General features: G+C 70.3%; 1 protein-coding gene. It reads left to right on the plus strand.

Annotated features, from left to right (window positions below; translation table 11 throughout):
• Positions 1 to 1,071, plus strand: a 1,071-nt coding sequence (locus D7V88_RS41645; RefSeq protein ID WP_120545974.1) for a hypothetical protein, incomplete at its 5' end; no start/stop codon positions are given.
• Positions 1,072 to 1,165: the final 94 nt, after the last annotated feature.

Consider the following 1,165-nt stretch of genomic DNA (forward strand, 5'->3'; position numbering starts at 1 on the left):
CCCCAGGCCCTGGCGCCGCGTCCGTCCGGGTCGTCCGCTCCGGCGCGCCGCACGGGCTCCCAGTCCTCCCGCTCCGTGGCCCGCGTCTCCTCGCCCCGGGGTGGTGCTGGCGGGGGCGGAGGCCTGTCCGCCGCCGAGCGCGCCCGCATCCGCCGTGAGACGCCGGGGCTCGCGGCCAACCTGCGCCTGTTCTGGGCGGAGGCCAGCTCCAAGGTCCGCACGGGCGTGATGGCCGGCGGCGGCGTGGTGGTGCTGGGCCTCTTCGGCCTGCTGTACTGGCTGGTGCTGGGCGGCGACGACAAGGTGCAGCGCGGCGAGGAGCCGGTGCGCCTGAGCACCCAGCCCATCAACGATTCGTTCGGCCTGGGCGACGGCGTCACCTGGAACCGGCCGGACATGAAGGTCTTCGAGTGGGAGTTCGTCGCCGCCACGCGCGCGGTGGTCATCCTCCACTACCAGGCCTCGGGCATCTCCAAGGACGAGGTCGTGGTGAGCGTCAACGGCGTGGACGTGGGCAAGGTGCCCCCGGACACGCTGGCCAGCCAGGAGCGCTCGCTGGAGCTGATGATCCCGCCTCAGCACCTGCGCAAGGGCGAGCCCAACCGCATCATCTTCGACAACACCCGCAACCCGCCCGGCGAGGACCCCTGGCGCGTGTGGAACGTCTGGGTGGAGCGCGCCCTGCTGCCCGAACAGTTGACGTCGGTGCAGCTCGTGAACCTGGCGCGTGAGTCCTACAAGAAGGGCCGCAAGAACTTCGATACGCCGGACATCGGCGCTCGCAACCGCTACGAGGCGTGGAAGTCCTTCCGCGAGGCGTGGCTGATGCTGGAGGCCCACCCGGACCCCAAGCCGGAGCTGTACTTCGAGTCCCAGGAAGGCATGAAGAACGCCCAGCAGGAGCTGGATCGGACCTGCTCCAAGCTGCTGCTGGAGGTGGAGGGCTACTACAACCAGAGCCAGTTCAAGAAGGCCGCCTCCACGCTGGACCACATGCGCGAGTACTTCCCCGAGTACGACCAGCCGTGCGCCACGCGCGCGGAGAACAAGCGCGCCGAGTACGGCCTCTAGCCGTCAGGTCCGGTAGCCGACGGTGCAACCCCGCCTGGGAGGCGGGTAGGGCCCTTCCGGGTTGCCGCCCCCCCCTTCCGTTCCCACCCTGACA

The organism is Corallococcus terminator, from assembly GCF_003611635.1.
GTDB classification, from domain to species: Bacteria; Myxococcota; Myxococcia; order Myxococcales; family Myxococcaceae; genus Corallococcus; species Corallococcus terminator.